Below are 18,352 nucleotides of genomic sequence, written 5' to 3'. Positions count from 1 at the left end.
CAAGGTCTGGCGGCTGGCGCGTTGTGCCCGGTGTGCGCCCGATGCGCCCCAACGTACCCTGGGACGGGCGCTTACATGTTTGCAGGCGATGGCTAAAATACCAACGATCGGCGAAGGCGATTGGAATCGTCGGTAGAATCGACTGTTCAGTTAGATGAGAACCGTTAGCATTCAGATCAATCGATGCCTATGGGGCCGACCGATGACCAAGACCATCACTTTCGCAATCATGCACTTCAGCGTTGCCTTCGGCGTGACCTATGCGCTCACCGGCGACATCGTCGTCGGCAGCGCTGTTGCACTCGTCGAGCCCGCCGTCAATACCGTGGGTTACCACGTTCACGAACGCGTGTGGGAGCGGCTACGGCGATACCGGGCAGCGCGGAACGCACGCGCCTGCGGTCCGCCCGTGCCGCTTGCGGCCTAGGGGCAGCGCAAGCTCCGTGACCCCCACCGCAATCCGCCTCCACCGCAATCCGACTGGACCGCAATCCGAATAGCCGACTAGCGCAGACATCGACAAGACCATGACAGATTCAGAACTCGACCTCACACGCCGGATTGGCCTGCGGCTGCGCGCCGCCCGCCACGCCCGGCGGCTCAGCCTCGCCGAGCTCGCGGCACTGACCGGTGACCTCTACAGTAAATCCCGCATCAGCAACTACGAGCAGGGCCTGCGTCGGCTCAGCGTGGAGGGTGCTCGATCCCTCGCCAAGGCCCTTGGCAACGTCAGCGCCACCCACCTGTTGTGCCTCGAAGACAATGGGGATTTCGCACTCTCGGCGGATGAAGCCCAACTCCTCGACGCCTTTCGCCGGGTCGACGCCGACTGGCAGCGGCGCGTGCTCGCCTGCGCCCGCGCCGTGCAGCCCGAAGAACTGGAACTGTTACCGTTGCCCTCCCGCCGCCACCGCGGCGCCAATCGCAGCGCCACGGTCTCGTGACCTGCGCGGGACGTGATTTCAGCGCAACGGTGATCGGCTCCAGTCCCGCATGGTTAATAGGGCTATCGCGCCGATGGCGGCGCAGGCCACCAGGTAAAAGGCCGGCGCCAGCCTGAGGCCGGTGCTGTGAATCAGCCAGGTCGCCACCATGGGGGCGGTGCCACCGGCGATACCAAAGCCGAGGTTGAAAGAAACCGAGTAGCCGGTGAGCCGGTGGCGCCGGCTGAACGATTCGGCCATCAGTGCGGGCGTGACCCCGAGCGGCACGGCGACGATGGCGGCGAACACCAGCAGTGCGATGACGGCTTCCCACAAGGCGCCGCCGCCGGCGAGCACGTAGAGCGGGGCCACCACCGCTGCCATCACAACGAAGGTGCCGGCGAGCAGATGCGTGCGCTTGATCAGGGTGTCTGAAACATAGCCCGCAAGGGGAATGACGATGATCTGCAGGCCCATGGCGGCGGTGGCAATGAACAGGGCCTCATGTAGATCGATGGCGGTATACATCGACAACCAGGTAGGCAGATAGACCATCGGGATGTAGAAGAGCACGCCATAGCCGGCGGCATAGATCACCGCCCGCAGCATCACCCAGGGCTCCGAGCGCACCAGGCTCATCAAGGGATGCTCGCCGCTGCGGGCCCCGACCTCATCCGTGCTCGGCTCGATGTCGCCCGGCTCGGGCTCCGGGAGTCCGCGCCGCAGTAACAGCGCGACGATGCCAATCAGGCCACCGAGCAAGAACGGAATACGCCAGCCCCAGGTCTGCACCTGCGTCTCGCTCAGCACCGCCATGGTAATGGCTGGGGTGGCAGCGCCCAGGAGCATACCGGTCAGCGAGCCGATGTTGGCCCAGCTGGCGGCAAAGCCGCGGCGGTTGGGTGACGCCGTCTCCGCCAGGTAGGTTGCAGATCCGGAGAATTCGCCGCCAACCGACAGGCCTTGGATCATGCGGATGGCGACCAGCGCCACGGCTGCCCAAACGCCCCACTGCGCATAGGTGGGCAGCAGCCCGAGCAGGATCGTCGGCATCACCATCATCAGTACCGAAATCACCAGCACCGACTTGCGCCCCAAGCGATCACCAAGATGACCAAAGACAAAAGCACCAAGGGGGCGCATGATGAAACCCGCGGCGAAGACCCCGTAGGTGGCAATCAGAGAGACCAGTGCGTTGTCGTGCGGAAAAAAGAGCTGGGAAATGACAACGGCCATGTAGCCGTAGAGCGAGAAGTCGTACCACTCGATCACGTTGCCGATGGCGCCGGCGGCGATGGTGCGTACCGGCGTGGGGGCTGATATCGGCTCGTCCAGCGTGGCAACGGCGGCATCGCTCATGGGTCATTCTCAGGGTCAAAACACATGGGAGGCATATCACCGTACGGACTGGGGCTGTGAGGCGCAATGGCGAAAATCCACTGAAATCAACAGGGAACCGTTACGCTCAAGGCATGAAGCGTGCACATTGACCTGCCCTGGTGCACGTGTGCGCGTGTCGCCGGGGGCCAATGCCGGAGGGCGGTGTCGGTGGACAAGACGGACGCCGCGGGTGCACACGGGGGGCGTGAGCGCCGAAGGGCAGCCCAGTGCTGCCGATGGCGCTTGCATCAAGGAAACACGAAACGAGCGCAGCCGGAGTCCTGGACAGAGCACGCGACAGCCTGCGCCCAGACACCGTTGTGCCATCGCGGTGGCAAAATAGATTGTGTACGTTCGCGCCCCTCTGGTGTAGAATAGTCACTCCCTGCAAACCAAATATGGGTAACAGACAATGAACGACTCAGAGCAAGAACTGACACGCCGCATTGGCCTGCGACTGCGGGCCGCCCGCCACGCCCGGCGGCTCAGCCTCGCCGAGCTCGCGGAACTGACCGACGGCGTCTACAGCAAATCCCGCATCAGCAACTACGAGCAGGGCATCCGACGCCTCAGCGTCGAGGGCGCACAAAGCCTTGCCCGGGCGCTGGGCAACGTCAGCGCCGCCTACCTGCTGTGCCTGAACGAAGACGAAGCCACCTCCTTTACGGAAGACGAATTGCTGTTGCTCGACGTCTTCCGCCAGGTCGACGCGCCGTCCCGGCGATTTGTGCTCACCTGTGCCGAAGCCGTGCAGCACCAGCCGCCACCGTCGCCTGCCGGCAACCGGGGCAGGGCGAGCCACGGCGATTAGCGCGCGTGACAGCCATCGACCGTTTGTGTTTGGCGGTCGATGTATTTTCTGTCGAGATGATAACGCGGACAATCGCGTGAAGCTCGGAAGGTTCACGAATAGCGCAAGTTCATCCAGACGCCTCCGGCCAGTTAGTTCGTACCGAGTTCCCTCGGTACTGGCCACCAAAGCCGCATGTCATAGCGCTCGTCGATACGCGCGAATCGTCGCTTTACGTAGTAGGCAATCGCTCTGCGCACGCCCCGCACCTTCATCGTCGTTTCCCCAGCTCTGACATGATCTTGTCTCAGCGCGGCTTGTGCCTCGCTGGGCAGTTGCGGGTTGATCTCAAATTCCAGGTCGACGCGCTCGTGCCAGTGGGTGTCGTTCGCGGCAGAAACCCAGTCCTCCTTCGACAGTTCAGCATTGACGATTCGGGCAAGGTTGAAATCGAGGAACTGCTGCGTCTCATGGCAGAAAGCGCGCAGGTGATAGCGCGCGTCGGCGTGCACGAGGTGATGCGGTGAGATGCGTCGCGTGCGGGCGCCGGACATCGCCCAGTAGCCGATAAGCACGACCGCCTGGCGCCTCAGTGCCGTGAGGGCAGTTCGGGCTGCGTGCTGATCGTAGAGCGGCCGCGCGAAGGCATCGGCGTCGGTGAAGGGCAGGTCAGCCCAATCAGGCTCATCGTGGAAGCGGGCGGTATAGCTCGCGGCCCGCTGGTAGTCGAGAAACCGACAGACGTCTTCGCGGACGTACAGCGCCTTAAAACCGTCCGTGGGCACCTGGCGACGCTGTCGGGTGCTGTGCTCTAACTGCCCAGGGTGCTGCTTCGCGTATGCGCTGATGGTTTGCTGAGCGTTCTGTCGAGCGATGCCAAACGCGGCCGCCAGTTCGTTCGCGGTGAGCCCGCCGGCCCAGAGCAGGCGTGCTTCGATAAAAGCAAATCGTCGCAACATGTCATGTTTCATGACAGATCTACCATCGTCATGGTGAAAGTTCTGGGCTACAGTGTAGCGCAAGTCACCGATGGGGGAAGCCATGAATCGGATCCGACTGTCGCTACCACGAGGGCGGTGGGCCGCTTACCAGCACCAAGATCTGTTACACGACGCCATTGTCAACGCACTGATTACGGCTGGTGCAACATCAGCGCAGGTTGTCGGCGCCGCCGCGGAGCCCTGGACCTTTGCAGCGCTGGGCTACCATCGGGCGCATGTGGGGCAAGTACACGGTCTTGTGATTTCCACGCCAAGCACCGTACTGGCTGACGCCCTGACCGCGCTACAGCCGGCGGCGGTGCGTTACGCGCGGGCGTCCACTGGCGAGCTGATCGATTTCTCTGCTGCATCCGTGTCGACCGAGCCGCCTCCGGTCTGCACTGACCCAGGCAGTCTCGGCGTGCTGACGCTCTCACCCATCGCGCTCAGCGCGCCAGGCACGCAGCGCAAACGCTGGTTGACCCAACTCGACCAAGTGGATTTATCCGCCGCAGCCAACGTCAGGCTGAGCAGGATCGTCGGGCGCACAGTCGCGCTCAGCGTGCAGCCAGACAGCCTGTACTTGCGGGCCAACCCCAGGCATTCGGTGCTTGTGAGCACCAAGCGCATGCGCAATGGGCGTGCTGCGTTTGTCATCGGTATGCAGGCGCCGCTCGTGCTGACTGGGAGTCGCGAGGATCTGCTGTTGGCCTGGTACGCCGGGCTCGGCGAGAAGACTCGCAACGGCTTCGGCTGCCTCGGACTGGCGGAAGAAGGAGTGGGACGATGAGCGCTACACGGCAGGAAGCGATTGCATTGGCAACAGAGGTCTATGAGGCCTTCATGCGGGATGTCATCGAAGCGCATGTGCTGATGGATCGGGTCGGTGCCTTATCGGAGCAGAAACGCAAGAAAGTCGCTGCCGCGCGTGACATCGACGTCCGCCCAGTGCGGCTCATGACCCTCAGCGGTAAGGGCGGCTGGGCGGCGGACCCGCAGATCCGCGCGCGCTATGCCGAGAGCACCAACGTCACGCTGCTCGATCACCTGCTGTCAGTGGTGCGTGGCGCCGTCACCTTCGCAGCACTGGATACGCTGGCGGCCAATCCGGAGCTGGATCGAAACATCTTCCGGTCGCAGCTGCGCGTTGTCGCAGCCATCGCCTTCTTGCACGACCTGGACAAGGATCTTGAGCTGGCCCGCGACACTGCGCTACCGCTGGAGCCGCTCGCGGCGCGCTGGAGTCACTATGGCCTTGGTGATTTTGTCGGGCCGGATCACGCCATGCAGCCGGATCAAGTCCGGGCGTTGATCGAGCATGTCGAGGTAAGCCAAGGTCACCGCAGTCCCGCTGTGACGGCTCCGTCGCGCACTATCCGACATCTGATGCGCTATGTGGCCCTAGCCGATAAGCTGGACGGACTCTGGCTCAAAGAAGGTATTGATGCCGTACTCGAGCGACTGAGCACGGATGACACGCTGTCTGCCGATTTTCTGAAGAGCTTGGCAACAATCGACCTGTTTGATCCACACCATCCTTTCTTGGTCGATGAGCTGCAGCGCTACCTGTCGGCACAATGCGAGCGTCTGGCGGAGGTTCCGCCGCTGATCGAGATCCATCAGGATGGGCGGCTGGTGATGCTGATCCCGGCGGAGCAGGCCGAGGAGATCAAACAAGAGGGAATCAAGCGGCTCGGAAGGAAGCTCACTCGGGCGCTGTTCCAGCTGCGGATCAATGTGTCGGTGCGGGCGGTACCGGAGCTACTGGACGCCCAGCCGGATCACGAGGATCTGCTGGATTACATGGCGAAGGCGTCCCTGGACCGGGACTTCAGCCGGCTGTTCCTGGTCAAGGCGAGCTTCGCCGATGCGGTTCACACCGCAAACCTCGATGAGTTGCTCGGCGGATTGGGTCTCTCGCCGGCGTGGCCGAAAGCGACTGGGCAGACCCTGACGCCGTTTCCGTCGCCGGGCGAGCTGCCGGCGCCGGCGCAGCTGCACCTGCGGCGTGCGGCACACCTGCTGGTGTTGCTCAATCATAAACAGGTTAAGGAGTTGCCGGACTACGAAACCCGAGAGCTGCAACTCTTGGAGGCGGTCGGCGCCGAGCGGCCGCAATGGATCGCCGCGCTATCGGACCGCATCTCGCGGCAGGTTTTCACTGGACTTTGGGCTGTCGCAGTCGCCAGCGTAGATGCCGAGGTCCTGCAGCGCGTCTGGGGTGAGGAGGGTCTGCTTCAACGCTGGCTTGAAGGGCCGGAGGGGGATCGCGGCCTGCGCGACACCATCGCGAGTAAAGGTGGTCCAATTGTGGACGCGGTGACGGAGCACTTTGCCGCCGCAATCGCGAACCGCCTGGTTTGCGCTGAGGGGGCCGGCAACAAACGTTGCCTGTTCACCGATCAACCGCTGACGCAGCGAGCGACCTTCACCCCGGCGGACAAGCTCTACGAGGTCAAGAAGTCCGCCTTCTCCGGGCGAGACGGACGGCTGGAAGACATCGACTCCGCGCAGGGCGAGGCGCAAGTTTCGCCGGTTTCGTACGCCGAGCACCGGTTTCGGTCGCACATGCATGCCGCGGCGGGAGGTAAGCCGGATGGCATCCCGACGCTGCTTTCCTCGCCCTCGACCACCGGGCTGTTCGCTGCGCTCGCGCTGGACAACGAGGCCGACTTCGGCAGTCTCTCGGTCTATGACCTAGCCAGAGAGCAAATCTCCAAGGGCCGGGTCTATCGGGGCTTCGACGCCTATCGCCACCGCTATCGCGTTGCCCGCTTTGAGCGCATGCCGGAGCGCACAGAAGGCCAAGTCGATCAACTGCGATTGCTACTGCAATCCACACTGCGCTTCGGTCGACCCATTCACCTCTTTCGCGGTCTGCCGAGCCCTGAACGTGCCTTCTTTGCATTCGACGCCATGCCGCGCCGCCTAGCGGACCTCATCGGCGGCAGCCGGTTGCGGCTTGAGCAGATTCCGACAGCGCTGGAGCGCCTGGAGAGCGCGAATCTGATCCTGAGTACTAATGGACTCGGCTTTGAGGTGTTCGATCGCTACGCCCGGCCGATGACGCGCTTGGGCGCGGTTTGCATGGCCTGGGCGCAACTTCACGACGACGCGAAGGACGGTCAAGCAGACCGCAGCGGTCGCTTCCGGCGGGAATTTGAGCAATTGATGGAGGAACCCCTGATGAGTGATACCGAAGCACCCTTGGTCGAGCTGGGCCGCGCCGCGGCGCGCATCCAACAGCGCCCGCGTGGCGGAGCGTCGGCCAACGAGGAACTGCTGAGCTTCAATTTGAGCCTCGAGACGGCGATCGGCGCCTGGAAGCTCGGTCAGCGAGACGCCGAGTCCTTGACCATGGCCGTTGCTGGCGAGTTGGAGACTAACTTGACGCGCAAGCAGAAGATCGCAGCGGCCAAGAATCGCGACGGGGAAACCCTTCAAGATGCCTTCGTTGCGTTCGCGCGGCGTTTCGTCGAGACCGTCTGGTTCGACGTGCTCAACGGCCGTCCGCCCGCACAAGCCAGCCGGCGGGTGCTCGCTGGCATCTATCGCATGTCCTTCCTCACTGCACCGCGTCCAAAGAGCGACGCCGAGCCCGAGACCACGACCGAGAACGCTGACTGACCGGAGCCAACCCATGGAAAGCCTGAACGACTATCTGCCCCGACTGGACCAGCTGCTCGAAGAGAGCCAGGGTGACAAGGACAGCTATCTGCATCCCAAGCGCAAGAACCTCGGCTGTGTTGCGGTCGTACTGCTGCGGGAGGTCATCGCACCGCTCGTGATCCGCAACGCGGAGCAGGAAATCACGGACATTGAGTTCCACCAAGACACTTGGGTTCGCGCCATCCCAAACAAGTTCAAATACCCGGAACGCGGGCGCGGCTTGCAGATTCTGCGGGCGATGAACGCCGGTGGCCGCTATCCGCAGAACCGCACGGCCATTCCGAAAGGATCTAAGGCCTCCGAGGCGTTCGATCTGAATACGCTGGTGTTTGGCGACTCGGCCAATCACGACAGCAAGGTACTCCCAGTGCGCGCCGCCGTGAACTACTCGGACGCGCTCAGCCTACGGCCTAAGTATCACGTGGTCGGCGAGAGCTTCCACAACCGCGGCTTCGAGCACGGTACCCTGTGGGATGCGGAGTCGAAGAAGAACACCGACAACCTGTTCAGCCGCCATTTCGTCAGCCCAGGCGCGCTGCTGGTGCAGGTGCTCTCAACCCGCGGCAAGCTGCTGCCGCCTATCGGGCTCAAGCACCTGTTGCTCTCGGTGGGGCTCGCCGGCAGCTATGGCGGGCAGACATCGGTGACGGGCATCAACGTGCGTACCCACTTCGTCGGTATCTACGCTGACAATTTCGAGCAAGCGGAGACTTCACCCTACGAACTGCTGAAAACGGTCGGTGGCCATGACGCGACTGACGTCGAGCGGACCAAGACCGCACTGGATGAGGTACTCAGGCCCAAGCACACGACCGTGATTCCAGGGGCCGATGTGCAGGCGTGGGTGGATGGGCTGATCCAGGGCTTCAACGCACCTGGCGGCGAACTGGAGCAGGAATATCGGGCGGCCGCCGAGGCAATGGTTAGGCTGTTTGACGGCTGGTTCGAGAGCGGCAAGAAATGACCTCCTCCACTGGGCTCAAAGCCACCACGCTGACGCCGTTCGCTTATCACTCGCTGGCGGTGCAGGGTGGTACCGCGACCCTGCCGGAGCTGATCAGCGACAGTGCGCTGTGCTTCGGGCTGGCCAACGCGTTGGGGCACGCGCGTGCCTGGTGCGCTCTGCCGCCGAAGGACTACAGGCGTGATTGGTTGGCAATGCCCTGGCGCGCCTCGGTGCTCACCACAAAGCAGCCGCGGCTGCTGCCACCCATCGCCAGACGGTTGAATCTGGAGGAGGAAGGCGGTTTCCAGAAGAAGCTCCGCGACGTGGTGAGTAAGGGTAACCTCAAGCAGTTCTGGAGTATTCAGGAGGTGCCGCCGGCGGTCGAGTTCCGTGGGGCGCTGTTCGGCCCGGACCCGTTTGAAGTGGTGGGCGCTGAGGAGATCGTGATTCGCGTCGGACTGCACCGCAACGGCATGGTAAAGCTCGAGCGAGACGAGGCCGTGGACAGGGTTCGGCTGAACGCTGCCACGGCGATGCTGTTCGGGCAGGAACTGGCGGTCGAGCGCTTCCTGCTTTACGGGCTGCAGTTGACCAAGCCAATGCCGCTGAAAGATGCGGCCGAAGAGGTACGCCGATGGAACTGACTATCGCTCGCCATTGTGTGGCCAAGGGTTCTGATGGCCTTTCGCCGTTGCAACAGGCGTTGTTGCACGATGAGCGCCCCATCCGTGTGGCCGACGCACCCACCGGTGCCGGTAAGAGCTATGCCTTTCAGCGCGCCCTGGTCGATCAGGACGCACGCATCCTGTTCATCGTACCGACCCGGCGCCTCGCGCAGAACCTCGCCGGCGCCCTGGTGCAGGAGTTGGTACACGGCGACTGGCCCCGGCAGCGCGCCGAGCGCGCCGTGGCCCTATGGAGTTCCGACCAGACCTTGGCATTAAAGGAAACCGGGGTCGTGAACATCAGCGGCCACCGACTCCGTCAGATGCAGGAGCTGACACCCTACGCCGGCCATGGCGAGATGATCATTGCGGTACCGGAGGTGGTCAGCGCCTTGTTGATCCGCCGTCGGCTCCAGGCGGGCAGCGCCGGCATAGGTGTTTTCGACCTGCTGGACAATTTCGACCACATCGTTTTCGACGAATTCCACACCATCGAGGAGCGCGGCTTCGGGCTCGCGACGGTCTTCGCGCGCCTGCTGACTGCGGAACGGGAGGACGGGGTACGAGGCTACGGTAGTGCCAAGCTGAGCTTCTTGTCCGCAACACCGTTGGATCTGCTGCCGACGCTGACGCAGGTGGGTGTGCCAGAGCATCAAGTGGCGCTGTTGAGCGAGACCTTGGTCGACGACGGTCGCGCGCTCCATGGCGATGTCGTGCTCTCCTTGGAGGGCGAGGCGACCCTATCGGCCGTCCTCCTGAAATACCTCCCCGCGGTCGCCAACGAACTTGAGCAGGGACGGCAAGTCGTGGCCATCTTCGATTCCGTGGCAAATCTGGAGCGCGAGCTGACTGCACTCGCTTGGAAGCTGGCGGAGGGCGGTATCGATCTGTCGCGCGTGTTGGTGATCAACAGTATCCGCGATAGCGTGCCGCGTGGCTTGACCGATGCCGGCCTCGCCTTCGGGCGCAAGCAGAATCCGCATGACTTCGGGCTGATCCTGGCGACCGCCAGCGTGGAAATGGGTGTCACCTTCCGTCAAGCCAACTTCATGCTCATGGAGCCGGGCTTGGAACCGATGCACTTCCTGCAGCGTTACGGCCGCGCCGCCCGCCGCGGCGAGGCTGGTCGGGTCATGCTGCGCGTGGATAGCGCCAAGCAGATGCGCAGCCCTTGGCTCCGGCAGGTGCAAGCCTTCATCGAGGCTCATGCCGGCGAGCGGGTCGGCATCGATGCGCTGACAGATGTGTTGAGCCGCGCCACCCAGGCCGCCGGTAACGAACCGCTTGCCGCCGGCACGTTCGGCCAGCTTTCCAAGCGCGCCGGCTTCTGCGCCGGGCTCTACTGGAACGTACTGATGGCGCATCCGAGCTATTCCAAACATCGGCGCGATCACCTGTTCAAGCACCGACCAGACGCGTGCAAGACCTTGTATCGGCTAGAGCAGGACGTCCGCCGACTAGAGGCGCAGCCCGGTTGCAAAGCGCACGTCGAGCGCTGGCTGAAGCTTTTGCGTGAACAGGTCTTCGATCTGCGCACCATTGAGCCGAGGGTGCGGGTGGTGAACGAACGGGGCCAGGCGTTCGAATTCGGGCGAGTCTGGCTGCAGCGCGAAACCACAATCCATGAGCGAGGCACGCATGATGGCGACGAAATTCACATCACAGGCAATCTCGACGACTACTGGCGCGAGGACAAGGAGCACTCCGCCGAGCGCACCTGGGTTTGCTACTTCCCCCATACCGGCGAAACACGCTTGCTCCCGCTGAAAGGGTTGGCGTTGGCCTGGTGCAAGGCACTCGCGGACGTCGACCAATACCGCGTCGAGTGGGATGACGAGCCGGAGGCCTTCGAAGCCGCTCAGAAACTCATTCAACTCACAGGTTTGGTTCCAGGACATGACCCAGAGATTCCAGTGGAATCGGTCAGCTGCATTCTCTGAGCGGGTCGACCGCTTGGAGTTGCACGGCCTGCATTTCCAGCATGTCAACCTCTGCGAACGGCGGGCTTGGATGTATCTGCACCGGGTCAACTTCGCGCAGTGGAACAGCCACGTCGCGACCGGTGCTGCGCATCAGGCGACTCATTACAAGCGTGACCGCTCGACGATCGGCCTGTTTGGCCTGGCGCCGGATCGCGTCGATTGGAGCGAGGCCATCGTGTTCGAAAACAAGGGCACCGGCGGCGCGCAGGGCGCGGTAGACCACCAGGTGGGCTTCTACGCGCTGATGTTATCCATTGCGACCGGGCGCGCCTGGACGGGGCGCGTACAGGTGCTCACCAACCGGCGCTGGCGCGAAGTGCGGCTCGACGACACACTGCTCGACGGGCTTTGGGAAGACAGTCTGAGGCTCGAACGGCTGTTCCTTAGCGAGCGGGTGCCGGATGCCCCGCGTATTGGACTCTGTGCCAGCTGTTCGCTGGTTGCTTTCTGTGGATATGACTAATGGAAACCCTATTCGTTACACGCGAGGCACGGCTGAAACAGCGGGAGAATACATTATCAATCACCATTGGCGAGCGCACGCGCTCGATACCCATCGAGTCCATCGGTCATCTGGTGCTGCTCGGCGAGGCGCAGTTGAACAGTCGACTGCTGATCCTTTGCGGTAAGCATGGCGTGCGGGTATCCGTTTTTGACTATTACGGTTACTGTAAAGGTGCTTTTGAGCCTATCGAAAATAACCCTGCGGGTCTGGTCAAGCTCAAGCAGGCGGAGTTGCTGCTGGATGACAAGCGGCGCATGGCTGTTGCCCGCGAAGTCGTGCGCGGCGCCGCCCACAACATGCTCGCAAACCTCCGGTATTACCGTTATCGCGGCGCCGAGTCGTTGGCCGCCATCATCGCGGGGATGCAGAAACTGGTTCCGAAGATCGGTCCCGCCCAGACCACTGCGGTTTTGATGGGCATCGAGGGCAACCTTCACGAGTGGTATTACAGCGGTTGGAAGCATATTGATCTGGCGCTGGACTTTACGCCACGAGTCCGGCGGCCACCGAATAATCCAGTCAATTGCCTGATCTCATTTTTGAATCAGCTCACTTATGCAGTCACACGGCATGAGGCCAGCAAGACCCACCTGGAGCCGGCCTTCAGCGTGCTGCATGCACCGGGACACCGCCGGGCATCGTTGGGCTTGGACCTGTGCGAGCCGTTCAAGCCGGTGATCGTCGATATGCTGATTTTCCGGATGGCCCGCCGGCGTATGCTCGCCGATAATTGGTTTGAGCTGCAGGATGGTGTCTGTCTTTTGACGGAGACGGGGCGCAGATATGTGTCTGAACAATTCTCCCAGCGGCTCGAAGAGGCCTATTCCGGTCGCACTTACCGCGAATGGATCTATCGGGAGGCGCTCGGCATCGAGCGACATGTGCTTGGAGTTGCAGAGTACGCCGCATTTAAGCGGAAGGCCTGATCATGTTCATGCTCGTGACCTATGATGTCGAGGCAAAAAGAACCAACATCTTTCGGAAGTTGTTACGGCGCTATCTCAATCACGAACAGTACTCGGTTTTTTCGGGCGATATCACTGAAGCTGCCGCTATTCAGCTGCGCCGAGAACTGAGTGGGTTGATGATTCCTGAGGATCGGATCACAGAGATCACCGCCGCCAATCGTCACAATGTCAATGTCGTACATCTGACCAAGCATGCGTCTGGGAAAGGAGAGATTCGACGCGAGGAGGATCGCAGGCATCGCTCAGACTTCCATGTGCTGTAACCATTCACCAAGCCCAGCCGGGGCGTCGGTGGACTATCGTGGAAGGTGACGAGGATGGCGGAGGAAAGACGGGCCGATTGCTTGCCTGAGGTGGAGAGATAGGCGCGGATGACAGCGAAGGGCCCAGCGCGCCGGTGGCCGGACAGCCGCAGTTTGAGACTTCCTGCTTGAGCTAAGGCAGACGCACATCGTATTCGGCTTGAGTGTTATCGAATGGTACGCCCAGATCAGCGGGGGAGCGCCGGACGTACTCTAAGAGTGTTTGAATCCTCTCGATATGCTTGAGGTTGGGCGGTTTCTTCCCTTCACCGCGCTAGCCTCGATGACGTGAGCGGTGCGGTTTGTGCTCGTCGATGTGCTGGAGGGCTGCACTGTCGCGCACGGAGGGGCCACCGCCGTATGCCGCACCACGTCAGCCACTGTCAGTGTGATGTCGGGATGCCCTTGCCCGCTGCTGGGCTTACGTCCACTATTATACCGAGACGGACACGCCAAGGGCCACATGAACGACGGGTCCGAGCACGGCGGCTTGCTGGTGTTGCGGCTGTGCTTCGCCAGCCGCGACCGCAACCGGCGGCAACTCGTTAAGCGCTCGGGGCGCACGTAGCGAAACCTCAGGCTGGGTATAAAGTCACGCAGATCGTCCGGGCTTTGGCCAGTGAACCTGAACAGACACGATGTTTTTGAGGAGACGTCGGTCGGCACTGAAGTCAAAATGTAGTGGCTCCGACGTCCTAGTGATAGGCTCGAACGGTAAGCATCCGTGCCCTCAGCCCAGCGCGGGGCACCCACTTCGCTGCTGTAACGAGGGTTCCAAATCCCCATGAGGGGTTGTGAGCCAACAAAAAGCCCGCTCGCGCGGGCACGTTCTCACGTTCCAAATCCCCATGAGGGGTTGTGAGGTGCGGCCCAAGCACGAGCTCACCGCCACGGTCGCCGGTTCCAAATCCCCATGAGGGGTTGTGAGGACCTCCTGCCGCACCAGCATGAGGCGGTCGCCAAGCGTTCCAAATCCCCATGAGGGGTTGTGAGACGTCCTGCGCGAGGGCCAGACCCGCGGCGTGCCCGCGTTCCAAATCCCCATGAGGGGTTGTGAGATCATGGCCGACGAGGTGCAGGGCATCCGCGCCTTCGTTCCAAATCCCCATGAGGGGTTGTGAGGCTGGGAGCAGACATGGGCCAACGGCCCGCCCGATGGTTCCAAATCCCCATGAGGGGTTGTGAGAGGATGGCGCCGACGGCAGCGAGACCGCCGCCGGCGGTTCCAAATCCCCATGAGGGGTTGTGAGGACATCATCCTGCGCGACCACGAGCGCCGCGTCGCGGGTTCCAAATCCCCATGAGGGGTTGTGAGCGAGCGCATTCGCCACCAGCCGATTGACCTCGGCCTGTTCCAAATCCCCATGAGGGGTTGTGAGGTGACCGCGTAGACTTTGCCGTCGAGCGGGATGTCGAGGTTCCAAATCCCCATGAGGGGTTGTGAGAATGCTGATGGGCGCATCAGCGCCTGTCACATCTTTGTTCCAAATCCCCATGAGGGGTTGTGAGATTCAAAGCCTGAGATTTGATTCTGCGTGACGGAAGTTCCAAATCCCCATGAGGGGTTGTGAGCAAATGCTTGCGCGCCCGCAAGCAAATGCGCATCGAGGTTCCAAATCCCCATGAGGGGTTGTGAGGTGCGAAGACTGACGCCGCAGTACTCGGCGGCCTCGCGTTCCAAATCCCCATGAGGGGTTGTGAGAAGGACGAATGCCTGACGTTGCCCGGCAAGCTCTACGTTCCAAATCCCCATGAGGGGTTGTGAGTGACTGCCGCCGCTTACGTCGTGTACTACGCCAACGGGTTCCAAATCCCCATGAGGGGTTGTGAGGGAGGCATCAATGGACTATCGCATAGCGCAGCTTGAGTTCCAAATCCCCATGAGGGGTTGTGAGTATCTCAGCACGCAGCAGGCCGCGGATCTCCGCGAGGTTCCAAATCCCCATGAGGGGTTGTGAGGAGTAGCGTGCGATTCAGCCCTTCATTCGCCGCATCGTTCCAAATCCCCATGAGGGGTTGTGAGAAGCAGCTCGGCGCCGACCGGCTACTCGGCGCCGCGCGTTCCAAATCCCCATGAGGGGTTGTGAGGCCGACTGGGGCGACGCCGGCACCGATGAAGTGCCCGGTTCCAAATCCCCATGAGGGGTTGTGAGTCAGAATGAAAGATGAAGCCATGGCGCTCGAAGGCCGTTCCAAATCCCCATGAGGGGTTGTGAGGCCTTGTGGTGCCAGACGGCGCCAAGGTGGCCAGCCGTTCCAAATCCCCATGAGGGGTTGTGAGAAGCTCGGCGAGCCTTGGGAAGAGCCGGGCGAAGCGGGTTCCAAATCCCCATGAGGGGTTGTGAGATACGATTATCGACATGGACGCACCGATGCGCGATGGTTCCAAATCCCCATGAGGGGTTGTGAGGGGCGCCCTATCAGCGAGGCATTCTTGACGCACTGAGTTCCAAATCCCCATGAGGGGTTGTGAGGCTCGCTATAGACGATGTGATTGCGTTGAAACGTGTGTTCCAAATCCCCATGAGGGGTTGTGAGATGGCGCGCGCGCGCCGGCATGTCGTGCCGCCGCCGGTTCCAAATCCCCATGAGGGGTTGTGAGGCTGGGCGGCCTGTCCGGGCGCACCGCGACTGGAAGGTTCCAAATCCCCATGAGGGGTTGTGAGCGGCATTGTGCAACGTCGGCGTGCTGACCGAGGGTTGTTCCAAATCCCCATGAGGGGTTGTGAGACGTCCTGGGCCGCACCGACTACGCCTACAAGCACGGTTCCAAATCCCCATGAGGGGTTGTGAGTCGGTCAGCAGGTTGGCGCGGCGGAAGATGGGCCCGGGTTCCAAATCCCCATGAGGGGTTGTGAGGCGCCATGAAGCGCGCCATGAAGCGCGATTAGGCAGTTCCAAATCCCCATGAGGGGTTGTGAGTCGCCGTAATACCCAGTGTCGGTGACTGGATCATACGTTCCAAATCCCCATGAGGGGTTGTGAGTTGACGGCGATCAGCGCTTGTGGTGGGTGCCCTGCCAGGTTCCAAATCCCCATGAGGGGTTGTGAGAGCTTCTCGGCGGTCAGCTGCTCGAACCACTCCCGCGTTCCAAATCCCCATGAGGGGTTGTGAGTTGACGGCGATCAGCGCTTGTGGTGGGTGCCCTGCCGTTCCAAATCCCCATGAGGGGTTGTGAGTCGACAGTGCCGGACTTACTGATCAGGTGCACGGCGGTTCCAAATCCCCATGAGGGGTTGTGAGTTCTGCCTGCAGCATATCGAGGCTGATCGCGTCTGCGTTCCAAATCCCCATGAGGGGTTGTGAGAGTGGGGCAGCCGCTATGGCATCCCGCGATGGGTGCCGTTCCAAATCCCCATGAGGGGTTGTGAGATGGCACCGCGCAATATCTGGACCCACGACGAGGACGTTCCAAATCCCCATGAGGGGTTGTGAGCTGGTGGCCGGCGTTGAGAAGGCATCGCACGGCGCGCGTTCCAAATCCCCATGAGGGGTTGTGAGACGTCCTGCGCGAGGGCCAGACCCGCGGCGTGCCCGCGTTCCAAATCCCCATGAGGGGTTGTGAGACGTCCGGCGTCAGCGCGAGCGCGAGCTGCGCACCGGTTCCAAATCCCCATGAGGGGTTGTGAGGCGTGCGGGACATGCTCGAGAGCGAGATTACCAGCGGTTCCAAATCCCCATGAGGGGTTGTGAGTATGTCACTGAGGCGGGCGACGGCTACAGCCAACCCGTTCCAAATCCCCATGAGGGGTTGTGAGGATCTTTGTCTATGGTGCCGATCGACATCACGGTGCGTTCCAAATCCCCATGAGGGGTTGTGAGACAAGCCGTGCAGCGCTGGCACCGCGCTGCGAGCGCCGTTCCAAATCCCCATGAGGGGTTGTGAGTCTTTGGGTTGGGTATGGCGTTGATGGGTGCCGCTAGTTCCAAATCCCCATGAGGGGTTGTGAGTACACTCAATCCGATCTGGACGCCCTCGACGCCCAGGTTCCAAATCCCCATGAGGGGTTGTGAGAGATGTCGTCGTCCTCATCGATCGCCATCCGGTTAGGTTCCAAATCCCCATGAGGGGTTGTGAGATTCGCACCACGATCGAACTCGCGATGGCGACGATCGTTCCAAATCCCCATGAGGGGTTGTGAGAACGTCGTGATGGTGTCAGGCAGGCTCACCTGTCGAAGTTCCAAATCCCCATGAGGGGTTGTGAGTTGGCGCAATTCGACATCGACTTGCCGTGGCGCCCCGTTCCAAATCCCCATGAGGGGTTGTGAGGTCGGCCGTGCGTCGAGGCTCACCGAGCCAGATGTTGTTCCAAATCCCCATGAGGGGTTGTGAGAACTCCCCCCAACCCCCCAGGGGAAGACGGCGCAAGGTTCCAAATCCCCATGAGGGGTTGTGAGTGGAGCGGCTGGGCGCCCGGGCACGGCCTGAGCGATGGTTCCAAATCCCCATGAGGGGTTGTGAGTTCGCGACGGCTATCGCCAACACTGAAGACCCCATCGGTTCCAAATCCCCATGAGGGGTTGTGAGCCTTGGTCGAACGCATCATCCTCGAGATCGACAGCGTTCCAAATCCCCATGAGGGGTTGTGAGACGGCCCAGTCGTAATCATGGTCGCGACCCACCTCGGTTCCAAATCCCCATGAGGGGTTGTGAGTCCCCGTCGTCACGCTAGGCCCCAGCGGCACTGACTAGTTCCAAATCCCCATGAGGGGTTGTGAGGAGGCGAAGGCGCCAACATCGAATGCCGCGTCGGCGGTTCCAAATCTCCATGAGGGGTTGTGAGCCAGCGCACGCAGCTCGTCGGCCATGTTGGCGAGCAGTTCCAAATCTCCATGAGGGGTTGTGAGGCCTCGGTCAAGGCCAAGCTCGCCGCGCGCAAGCCCAGCTCCAAATCCCCATGAGGGTTGTGAGACTTCCAGCTCGGCGACCCTCAGTGCCAGGATAAGTGTGTGTGCCGCAGCAATGCGGTTTCGGTTGGCAAGGAGCTAACCGGGCAGCATGAGAAGCTGCCGAAGCGATGGCGGAACCGACCCGCCGGAGTCTGCCTGCAGGGGTCGGCTCCAAACCACCCCCGAGCGGCCTTGGCTGAAGACCGTGGTCGTGAGCGTCGGGGGAGAAGACGCACATGAACGATCTGAAGACCCCCGTGTCCCGGCTGGCGCGTCTCTATCGCGACGCGCGTGATCGCTGGAAAGGCAAGGCGCTGGAACGCCAGCAGCGCTTGCGCACAGCGCAGGT

General features: G+C 62.0%; 13 protein-coding genes and 1 CRISPR repeat array. Of the genes, 11 read left to right on the top strand and 2 right to left on the bottom strand.

Annotated elements, in window-relative coordinates; translation table 11 throughout:
• Positions 1 to 202 precede the first annotated feature (202 nt).
• Entirely contained in the window at positions 203 to 427 is a 225-nt protein-coding gene (locus QZ588_RS06860; RefSeq protein ID WP_295541178.1) for a DUF2061 domain-containing protein, read from the top strand.
• Between the two features lie 100 nt (positions 428 to 527).
• Positions 528 to 944: a helix-turn-helix transcriptional regulator gene (locus QZ588_RS06855; RefSeq protein ID WP_295541176.1), complete on the top strand. Its 417-nt coding sequence runs from the start codon at positions 528 to 530 to the stop codon at positions 942 to 944.
• An 18-nt stretch (positions 945 to 962) separates the two neighbouring features.
• On the opposite strand, the gene QZ588_RS06850 is transcribed toward QZ588_RS06855, so the two are convergent.
• The gene (locus QZ588_RS06850; RefSeq protein ID WP_295541175.1) at positions 963 to 2,282 is read right to left on the bottom strand and encodes an MFS transporter; all 1,320 of its coding nucleotides are present in this window, start codon (positions 2,280 to 2,282) and stop codon (positions 963 to 965) included.
• Between the two features lie 433 nt (positions 2,283 to 2,715).
• On the opposite strand from QZ588_RS06850, the gene QZ588_RS06845 reads away from it, so the two are divergent.
• Positions 2,716 to 3,114 (top strand): helix-turn-helix domain-containing protein, encoded by a 399-nt coding sequence (locus QZ588_RS06845; RefSeq protein ID WP_295541173.1) that lies wholly within the window; start codon positions 2,716 to 2,718, stop codon positions 3,112 to 3,114.
• Between the two features lie 131 nt (positions 3,115 to 3,245).
• On the opposite strand, the gene QZ588_RS06840 is transcribed toward QZ588_RS06845, so the two are convergent.
• Complete coding sequence (locus tag QZ588_RS06840; RefSeq protein ID WP_295541171.1) at positions 3,246 to 4,064, bottom strand: WYL domain-containing protein; 819 nt, start codon at positions 4,062 to 4,064, stop codon at positions 3,246 to 3,248.
• A gap of 58 nt (positions 4,065 to 4,122) precedes the next feature.
• Here QZ588_RS06840 and QZ588_RS06835 point away from each other — a divergent pair, with 58 nt between their 5' ends.
• Genes QZ588_RS06835 through cas2 form a run of 8 tightly spaced genes read left to right on the top strand, consistent with a single transcriptional unit; the run spans position 4,123 to position 13,071 of the window.
• On the top strand, positions 4,123 to 4,863 hold the full coding sequence (locus QZ588_RS06835) for a CRISPR-associated endoribonuclease Cas6 (protein ID WP_295541169.1): 741 nt from the start codon (positions 4,123 to 4,125) through the stop codon (positions 4,861 to 4,863).
• A gap of 53 nt (positions 4,864 to 4,916) precedes the next feature.
• On the top strand, positions 4,917 to 7,700 hold the full coding sequence (locus QZ588_RS06830) for a hypothetical protein (protein WP_295541167.1): 2,784 nt from the start codon (positions 4,917 to 4,919) through the stop codon (positions 7,698 to 7,700).
• 13 nt (positions 7,701 to 7,713) lie between these two features.
• Positions 7,714 to 8,706, top strand: coding sequence for a type I-D CRISPR-associated protein Csc2 (locus QZ588_RS06825; RefSeq protein ID WP_295541165.1), 993 nt, complete (start codon positions 7,714 to 7,716; stop codon positions 8,704 to 8,706).
• Positions 8,703 to 9,332 carry a hypothetical protein gene (locus QZ588_RS06820; RefSeq protein WP_295541163.1) on the top strand — a complete coding sequence of 210 codons (630 nt, stop codon included), beginning with the start codon at positions 8,703 to 8,705 and terminating at the stop codon, positions 9,330 to 9,332. Before QZ588_RS06825 ends, QZ588_RS06820 begins: the two co-directional genes overlap by 4 nt.
• Positions 9,323 to 11,293, top strand: coding sequence for a DEAD/DEAH box helicase (locus QZ588_RS06815; RefSeq protein WP_295541161.1), 1,971 nt, complete (start codon positions 9,323 to 9,325; stop codon positions 11,291 to 11,293). Before QZ588_RS06820 ends, QZ588_RS06815 begins: the two co-directional genes overlap by 10 nt.
• Complete coding sequence (locus QZ588_RS06810; protein ID WP_295541159.1) at positions 11,250 to 11,798, top strand: Dna2/Cas4 domain-containing protein; 549 nt, start codon at positions 11,250 to 11,252, stop codon at positions 11,796 to 11,798. The genes QZ588_RS06815 and QZ588_RS06810 overlap by 44 nt, the downstream gene beginning before the upstream one ends.
• Positions 11,798 to 12,766: a CRISPR-associated endonuclease Cas1 gene (cas1, locus tag QZ588_RS06805; RefSeq protein ID WP_295541157.1), complete on the top strand. Its 969-nt coding sequence runs from the start codon at positions 11,798 to 11,800 to the stop codon at positions 12,764 to 12,766. Before QZ588_RS06810 ends, cas1 begins: the two co-directional genes overlap by 1 nt.
• 2 nt (positions 12,767 to 12,768) lie before the next feature.
• A complete protein-coding gene (cas2, locus tag QZ588_RS06800) occupies positions 12,769 to 13,071 on the top strand; it encodes a CRISPR-associated endonuclease Cas2 (RefSeq protein ID WP_295541155.1) in 303 nt (100 codons plus the stop codon).
• Positions 13,072 to 13,881: 810 nt separating this feature from the next.
• Positions 13,882 to 18,025: direct repeats of the CRISPR family, unit length 28 nt; unit sequence GTTCCAAATCCCCATGAGGGGTTGTGAG.
• Positions 18,026 to 18,352 lie beyond the last annotated feature (327 nt).

Origin of the sequence: uncultured Thiohalocapsa sp., assembly GCF_913062725.1 — a bacterium.
Classification (GTDB): Bacteria; Pseudomonadota; Gammaproteobacteria; order Chromatiales; family Chromatiaceae; genus Thiohalocapsa.
The sequence above is the reverse complement of the archived record's forward strand: the minus strand, read 5'-3'. Positions and strand labels throughout refer to the sequence as shown.

Excerpts from the sequence above, each read along its gene's own strand:
- QZ588_RS06860 (WP_295541178.1), top strand. The coding sequence starts at position 203 with ATGACCAAGACCATCACTTTCGCAATCATGCACTTCAGCGTTGCCTTC.
- QZ588_RS06855 (WP_295541176.1), top strand. The coding sequence starts at position 528 with ATGACAGATTCAGAACTCGACCTCACACGCCGGATTGGCCTGCGGCTG.
- QZ588_RS06850 (WP_295541175.1), bottom strand. The coding sequence starts at position 2,282 with ATGAGCGATGCCGCCGTTGCCACGCTGGACGAGCCGATATCAGCCCCC.
- QZ588_RS06845 (WP_295541173.1), top strand. The coding sequence starts at position 2,716 with ATGAACGACTCAGAGCAAGAACTGACACGCCGCATTGGCCTGCGACTG.
- QZ588_RS06840 (WP_295541171.1), bottom strand. The coding sequence starts at position 4,064 with ATGAAACATGACATGTTGCGACGATTTGCTTTTATCGAAGCACGCCTG.
- QZ588_RS06835 (WP_295541169.1), top strand. The coding sequence starts at position 4,123 with ATGGGGGAAGCCATGAATCGGATCCGACTGTCGCTACCACGAGGGCGG.
- QZ588_RS06830 (WP_295541167.1), top strand. The coding sequence starts at position 4,917 with ATGCGGGATGTCATCGAAGCGCATGTGCTGATGGATCGGGTCGGTGCC.
- QZ588_RS06825 (WP_295541165.1), top strand. The coding sequence starts at position 7,714 with ATGGAAAGCCTGAACGACTATCTGCCCCGACTGGACCAGCTGCTCGAA.
- QZ588_RS06820 (WP_295541163.1), top strand. The coding sequence starts at position 8,703 with ATGACCTCCTCCACTGGGCTCAAAGCCACCACGCTGACGCCGTTCGCT.
- QZ588_RS06815 (WP_295541161.1), top strand. The coding sequence starts at position 9,323 with ATGGAACTGACTATCGCTCGCCATTGTGTGGCCAAGGGTTCTGATGGC.
- QZ588_RS06810 (WP_295541159.1), top strand. The coding sequence starts at position 11,250 with ATGACCCAGAGATTCCAGTGGAATCGGTCAGCTGCATTCTCTGAGCGG.
- cas1 (WP_295541157.1), top strand. The coding sequence starts at position 11,798 with ATGGAAACCCTATTCGTTACACGCGAGGCACGGCTGAAACAGCGGGAG.
- cas2 (WP_295541155.1), top strand. The coding sequence starts at position 12,769 with ATGTTCATGCTCGTGACCTATGATGTCGAGGCAAAAAGAACCAACATC.